Below are 5,922 nucleotides of genomic sequence, written 5' to 3'. Positions count from 1 at the left end.
GTGTGGTGCGGACATGAAGAATGACAGTGCCAACCAGTCGCGCAAGCGAATGCTACTGGCGCTGGGTGCGGTCATTCCGCTGGTCGTTGTCGCCGGGTGCTCGAGTGCAACTACCGAAGAAGCGGTAGCGGACCGAGGGACTATCGAGAACTCGGGCGCGGGCAGCGGGGCGAACGAAGGATCGACCGAGCCAGGGAGCATCACCCTCAGCAACGCGACCCGAAAGGCCGGCATCCGAGACGTTCGGATTCTCATTTACCAGCGCGACGTCACCGGACAGACCGAGACCGCGACCGCATGGCGCATCGACTCTGTCCTCATGTCGGACAGGAAGGTCGTCGAGATTGCCCCCGATCTGACGATCAGAAACGTGGATTCCTACGGGAATTCAACCGAACCAGTACCGGCCGCGATGGGCACCAAATGGAGCGTTCAATTGGATCGCAGCGGGGTCGTTCTGGTGCCCGCTGGGCAGGCGGCGGCTGACTCGATTCACGTCCAGAACAACCTGCTTCGACAAACAACCACCGTTGATCTTCTTCGGGGTGGAAAGGTACTGGCAAGTAGCAGTTTGCCTCCGAAGCCTGCCGGTCCCTACCTCACGATTGCCGATCAGCCGAACTAGTTCACGTCGCAGGTTCCACCAGCTGTGTAGGCCGCCAAGGCACGGCTTCGGTTCGGCCGGATCTACGTCCATGGCTGGGGAGCCGGTGAAGAGCGGTGGCCCCTTCCACCGGTTGGCTACCGGCGTTTGCCGACAAACGGGATGGTGTTGGTGTAGGGCAAGTAGGCGTCAGCGCCCGGCGCGGTGTAGGTGACCCAGATTTTGGCTTTCTTGCATTGCCCAGTGACTTTCAGCGCGACTTTGCGCTTCCGGCCTTTGATCGCTCTGTAGCAGCGGATGTCCCCGCGGGTGGCCAGGCCTTTGATTCTGACCTTGGTCACTTTGGCCTTCATTCTTTGACCTTGCACGGTGCGTGCGTTCTTCTTGTTCACGACCGTCGTACCGGGGGTTTTCAGCTTCTTGCTGATCGGGGCCTGCGACTGCGGGCTCACGGATTTCAACCGGGCAATTCGGATGCTCGTCATACCATTAACTGATGTGAAGTCGCCACCAACCAGGATCTTCCCATCAGCCTGGACCGCCACCGACCGCACATTGCCGTCTGGGCCGGTGCCGATATTGGTGCTGAAAGCAGTGTCAGGAGTCCCACCGGCACTGACAGCGTGAGCCGGAGACACTCCCCCCACGAATACCCCACACGCCACCGCCGCGGCGACAACAACCGCCGCCAACAGGCGCGCACGCGCGACCGACCCACGCGCGTGGAACCGGACTCCAACCCCGCCTGCGCTGGGCACATCCGAATGGGCCGGGTCCGGCGTCGGAACGGAAGCGCTCAAGGGAACCTCTCTCAGGAAAGACAGATCGCCCGAAGACGACCGCACACACATTGCGGCGGGTTATGGAATTACACCCGCCCGGTGGTACTCGCGTTTCGGTCCCCCTGGGGGTGAGTCCGCAGCATGCCGCTATGAGCACGTCGAATGACCGCCGACTGAGAGTTCTCGTACAGGCGGTCTTCCACCAGAACACGACCAGAACGCCGGCGATCTCGGCCCGGTTCGATCAATTGCGGGAATGTTCGCGCTTTATGGCGGCAATGCCTGGGGTGCCCATGGCGTACGAGTTGATCCCCTTGTTGACAGCGCTGTGACGTCTTCACTCGCCAGTGGCTACCGCTTGTCAATGAACCGGATGGAGCTGGACTATGGCTGGTGGGTGGTCGTCGCAGGTCTGCTCCTACATCTGTATTCCGCCTCCGTAGCTGCCGCCAACCATCCCGACTGAGGGTTCGGTGTTGTCGATGAACACCGATACTGAGTCAGTCGAGTCTTGCGGCCGCGGGAGTGCGTTGTCAGCGAACGACTGAAAGCTCGACGAGGTCTGGGTGGGATCGACCAGCCGAACCCGGTACGTCATTTGGGCCTTCTTGGGGAGGTATTTCGGATCGGACAACTGCACGACCACGGCACGGCTACTGCGGTCAACTTGGTCGACCAGGGCCGCGTTGGGGGAACTTCTTCCGAACCATTGGGGCCACGACTCTGCGACCTGCGCAGTCGGAATCTGACGGGCTTGGCGACTTGGTCGATCCGAGAACGCGATCGTTCCTGGCGATACTCCGGCGAGTGTGGCCAGATAGGTGCCATCACCGTTCTTGGTGAAAGTGACGCCACCATTCGCTGTCTCAACAAGCATCCATCCGCCGGTTTGGCTGTTACTCGGCGAGGCCTCGCTTGTCGGGGACGCGGAGTCAGATGTGGCACAACCCGTTAATGCGGCTAGCCCCACGGTTGCGGTTGCGGCGAGGAAGCCGACGCCTTTCATGGTCACAGTATGCTCACCAGCCCGGTCCAACTGTGGACGGTCGGGTTGAACGGTGAGGTTTAGACCGCTCTTTCATGGGTATCTTTTAATACAAGACACCGTATCTTATGGACGAATCATAAATCATCGCTTCGCACGTATCGCAGCCTCGACTCTCGCAACCGGGTCGCTACTGCTCGGTGGGGCGGTCGGGGCGACGGCGGCCCAAGCAGCCACCGTTAACCCGCAGATCACCGATGCGGTCACGGCTACCGCAGCGACATCCTCAGGACACGATTGGAACGATGTTCCCGACCCAACGATGCGAGACCTACACGCCAACGCCGCCACTGCCGCTGCCGACGGCTTAGGGGGCCGCGCGCCTGGTGGGGCGACTTGCGAAACCTTCCAGGCCCACAACTTGAGTGCCCGCTCAGCGGTCGACATCATCACTTGCTGACAATCTCACCACTCACCTGCTGGGCGGATCCACGAAGGCCCTGCCGCGGTGCAGGCAGCGCTTCCAGCCGCCCACGAGGTATCGCCACGCGATAGATGCCACCTCTGGATGAGGTAGCTGAGTCTCCCGATGACTTCCCCATGATTAGTCCCCTCCCTGGGCCTCTGGAACACGTTGATAATCGCGTTTGCCCAGGTCCGGCTTCGCTCACAAGAAGCTCAGAACGAATTTCTGCGATCTGAGAACGATTTCAGGCAGCAGCGACACCCATGAACAAGACGACTCGACGCGGTGCTGCCCGGCCAATCAAGCTGGCCACGGCTGGCTTGGCCGGTGTGGGCGTGCACGAAGGTGCCGTGGGATTGATTGTTCGGCGAAACAGAACATGACGATCCGGACAAGGAACGCTTCGACAAGGTGCCAGAGCAACTAGATGCAGTCCACGAACAACTTGACGTCCGATGCACAGCATTCGGTGTTGGCCGCGCAGGGTCTGTCCTGATGGACAAGGGGCTACCTCTCACACCTTCAAGCTGCACAACTCCGCAGACGTCACCGGCTCGTCGGCCGTGTTCTCAACGACCCCGGCGTTTCTTCAGACCTTGGCAAAGCCGGGTGAAAAAGGGTGGGTCAGTGATTGCGCGTGCATGCCTGCAGTCACCAAAGCGGAAGACGCTGCCCAGGCAGGTTCCGTCCTCCCCACCGTGTGAAGGACGACTACATGCACAGGATTGAGATAGCAGCTACTGACTGCTCAAGCAAAGGGGGTTCCCGGTCTGTTACAGGCGTGCCCGGTGCGGCGACTATTGCTCCTTAACGCTCGCTTCCGGCCTTCCTCAGACCGCCGTCCGGCCCATGGTGCAACGGTTACGCGGACGCGGGAATTGGTGTCTGCTCGGCGACCCTCTTCTCTCCGGCGCGGTAAATCACGAGCACGATGATCGCAATTACGGGTTGAAGAATGTCCGTGGGGATCGCGTAGACATTTGAAGGCGCAGTGTTGTCGTGCGCGACGTACTCCATGATGTGACCAATGCCGTCACCGCCGTACTGGATCGTCAGCACCACGACTGCGGCTGTCATCCAGGTGCCACGGAAGCGCGGCCAAGCACAGCCAATGAGCAGGACGGCCAGCGCTATGTCGCCCCAGCCCACTTCCCATTGGAACATCGACTGGACGTATCCGATCTGCACAGCAAGCTCGTCGGACAAGCCGCTTAGGTGCCCGATTCCGCCGAGGAGCCCAAATACCCCGGTTACGACCAGCAGCCACAGCAGCAAGAGTTCAACAACGCGATGTCGTGTTCGCTTGGCTGGCACGCCGTCCACGAATACATGGATCAGCCAACCGATGATCGTGACAATCCACGAACTGGCAAAAAAGACCATCGCTCCTCCTTCGAAGGACTGGGTCGGCCGCCGGTCTGGTTGACGGTTGGACTGGGCAGTTGATCACGCCGCGTTCGCGGATTTGTTTAGTGTCTCGAACTTGATGGGTGTTTGCTTGCCGAGTGCTCGCTGGCGACGGCGCGGACGGTATTTCGCTTCGATCCAGTAGCTGATCTCGGTTCGCAGCTGCGAGCGAGTCTGCCAGCGTTGCCGGTTCAGGACGTCTTCTTGCAGCAACGAGAAGAACGATTTCATTGCAGCGTTGCCGCGTGCAGTTCGAGAAGAAGTCCTTGATCGCGCATTGATGCAACTTGCCCTCGCCAGTGGCGCTCGATGTCGACCAGCCATAACCGGTTTGGCGCGAATCGGTGAACATGCGTTGCACCAGGTCGTCGTGAATCGCCGGTTCAACAAGGCGACCTTTGCGGCCCTTCCTGCTAGTAATACTGACAATTCCGGCCAGTTGACGCAGGCGCGCGACCCGGTTCTCTCCGGCGCTGATCCCCGGCCCGACCATCTCGTCGGCGATGAACCGGCACCCCAACGGGGGGTCGTCATCGTGGACTCCGAACGCCACATTGATCAGATGGGCGTCGCCCGAACCGGCTGACTGACCGGAGCGACGCGCCATTTGAAATACGCCTGCGGGAGAAACCCCGAACCCGGCAGCTACGCGTCAACGGGATCCCTTCGGCCGCCAGCTCGGTCACCAGCGGGTAGGTCATCCTGCGGAAACACCACGAGCGAAGAACGCTGCCGCCATTCGAAGAATCTCGATCCCGTGCTCCAAGACCCATTTTCGTTAGCGGATCTCCCGAAGCTCCGCAGCCTCGCTACTGGTCAGACCGGGACGGATTCCGTCGTACACAACGAAACTCCTTCGGATACGACTTCGGCACAACGACTCCTCCCTGCAAGGACTCAATCCTCACAGATCAGTAGTCGATCGAACTGGGGGCAGACTCCGTTCGTATCCCCGGGCCTCTGGGGCTTCCACTCTCAAGTAGACACCGGCGGAAACACTCCGGTGTAGTTCGCGAGGGGCCGTGGTTTCGGCATGTCTTGGGTATCGGCGGGAATGTCGTTCAGCGGCCTGGGCACGCGCCGCGACTCGTCCTGGATGAACCGGAATCGTTCTCATCACTCTGCCAACCGTCGTGAGGCACTCACCGGCGAGACAGGGAAAGTCACCCTGCAGGGAGTCATCCACCTGAACGTCTTCGCGGCGTCCATCTTCCTGGCGTTCAGCCCTTAGCTGTGGGTCTTGGCGGCTAGGACCCGAGCCCTAGCGCCCGGGCCTCCTGCACGTAGCCGTGGAATGTCTGCTGGTAGTCACGTACAAACTCCCTCAGCGCATCAGGGCTCGGGTCGGTCCCGATGTGACTGGATATCCGGAACGGTTCGTGGACCACCGCTACCAACGTCGTAGACGTCAGCTTCTTGTCAAAGTTTGCTACCGCGATGGGCACAATGAGCGGTTCGGGGTCAGCGGCGGCCGCGAGGCGGAAGGCGCCGCTGCGGAACGGCAGCGGAGAGTTCTCGGTGTCGGTGCTGTTGCCTTCGGGGCAGATCACTATGTTCGTGCCCCCGCGAAGTTGCGCTGATGCAGTCACGAGGAACTTCTCGCTGGCACTTGTCCGCCCAGTGCTGAGCGGGGCGACCTCGGGATCAACACTGCCGCTGGCGACGTATATGTAACCCA

General features: G+C 60.8%; 8 protein-coding genes. 4 read left to right on the top strand and 4 right to left on the bottom strand.

The genetic code is table 11. The features are described from left to right. Nucleotides 1-625 (top strand): hypothetical protein (locus KAZ48_10340; protein MBP7973189.1); only part of this gene is annotated, 625 nt, incomplete at its 5' end. A gap of 116 nt (nt 626-741) precedes the next feature. Here the strand turns inward: KAZ48_10340 and KAZ48_10335 are convergent. Then, on the bottom strand, nt 742-1,404 hold the full coding sequence (locus KAZ48_10335) for a delta-60 repeat domain-containing protein (protein ID MBP7973188.1): 663 nt from the start codon (nt 1,402-1,404) through the stop codon (nt 742-744). 131 nt (nt 1,405-1,535) lie between these two features. On the opposite strand from KAZ48_10335, the gene KAZ48_10330 reads away from it, so the two are divergent. After that, nucleotides 1,536-1,718, top strand: coding sequence for a hypothetical protein (locus KAZ48_10330; protein MBP7973187.1), 183 nt, complete (start codon nt 1,536-1,538; stop codon nt 1,716-1,718). Between the two features lie 86 nt (nt 1,719-1,804). Here the strand turns inward: KAZ48_10330 and KAZ48_10325 are convergent, their stop codons facing one another. Together KAZ48_10325 and KAZ48_10320 are read right to left on the bottom strand one after the other, a co-directional pair. Then, nucleotides 1,805-2,392: a hypothetical protein gene (locus KAZ48_10325; protein MBP7973186.1), complete on the bottom strand. Its 588-nt coding sequence runs from the start codon at nt 2,390-2,392 to the stop codon at nt 1,805-1,807. Between the two features lie 1,306 nt (nt 2,393-3,698). Then, nucleotides 3,699-4,220, bottom strand: a complete 522-nt coding sequence (locus KAZ48_10320; protein ID MBP7973185.1) for a hypothetical protein — start codon at nt 4,218-4,220, stop codon at nt 3,699-3,701. A 262-nt stretch (nt 4,221-4,482) separates the two neighbouring features. Here KAZ48_10320 and KAZ48_10315 point away from each other — a divergent pair, with 262 nt between their 5' ends. Both KAZ48_10315 and KAZ48_10310 read left to right on the top strand, forming a co-directional pair. Beyond that, a complete protein-coding gene (locus KAZ48_10315) occupies nt 4,483-4,830 on the top strand; it encodes a hypothetical protein (GenBank protein MBP7973184.1) in 348 nt (115 codons plus the stop codon). Between the two features lie 447 nt (nt 4,831-5,277). After that, nucleotides 5,278-5,475: a hypothetical protein gene (locus KAZ48_10310; GenBank protein ID MBP7973183.1), complete on the top strand. Its 198-nt coding sequence runs from the start codon at nt 5,278-5,280 to the stop codon at nt 5,473-5,475. 16 nt (nt 5,476-5,491) lie between these two features. Here KAZ48_10310 and KAZ48_10305 read toward each other — a convergent pair. After that, on the bottom strand, nt 5,492-5,922 hold a 431-nt coding region (locus KAZ48_10305), incomplete at its 5' end, for a 1-acyl-sn-glycerol-3-phosphate acyltransferase (protein ID MBP7973182.1).

The organism is Candidatus Nanopelagicales bacterium (assembly GCA_018003655.1).
Taxonomy (GTDB): domain Bacteria; phylum Actinomycetota; class Actinomycetes; order S36-B12; family UBA10799; genus JAGNDY01.
This window is presented reverse-complemented; position numbering and strand designations above follow the sequence as displayed.